Here is a 617-nt window from a genome sequence, read left to right as displayed (position 1 = left end):
GTGTTGTTGCGCGTCCACTGACGTAAAACCCGCGGATCGGCAAGGGTAGCGCTGATTTTAATCGGACTACCGCTACAGCTAATGGCCGGTGGGTTTAGCGTGACCAAAGGCGGTTTTTTAACGATAACCGCAGCCGATCGAGCACCGTAATAACCACAGCCGTTGGCGTCGAACAATACCGGCCAATAATTGCCCGTTTGGTTGACCCTCAAAGTAGCTCCAGTAGCCCGAGCAATGGGGTGAGCCCCGTTCATCCATTGGTAAGCAACAGGCTGCTGACCGGCTGTCTGTACAGACAAACGCACACTGCCCCCCTCGCAAAAAGTAGCTTCCTCAGGCCTTGCTTCTGAACCTAAAAATCTTGCTTTAATGACGGTAAACGGCCCTTGTTCCCTACTCATCGAACAGCCGTAACGGTCGGTTACCGTTAATTTGATTCTATTAGTAATAGTATTTCGTCCCACAGGCAAATTGATTTCCGCATAAGCCATTCTCAGCGTGGTATAATTAAACTCCCATTCGTATTGGTATTCTGGATCGTAGTTAACCGGTGCGAGTAAAATGGGATTTTCGATACAATTCGGGTTGTAGTTGACCGTAAACTCTGCGTTGGGGCG

1 protein-coding gene is annotated in these 617 nt (G+C 49.4%); it reads right to left on the bottom strand.

The window, feature by feature from the left end; translation table 11 throughout:
* On the bottom strand, window positions 1–617 hold a 617-nt coding region (locus KO524_RS15175; protein ID WP_219295075.1), incomplete at both ends, for a hypothetical protein.

This window comes from Flavobacterium sp. NKUCC04_CG, from assembly GCF_019345525.1.
Classification (GTDB): Bacteria; Bacteroidota; Bacteroidia; order Flavobacteriales; family Flavobacteriaceae; genus Flavobacterium.
The sequence above is the reverse complement of the archived record's forward strand: the minus strand, read 5'-3'. Positions and strand labels throughout refer to the sequence as shown.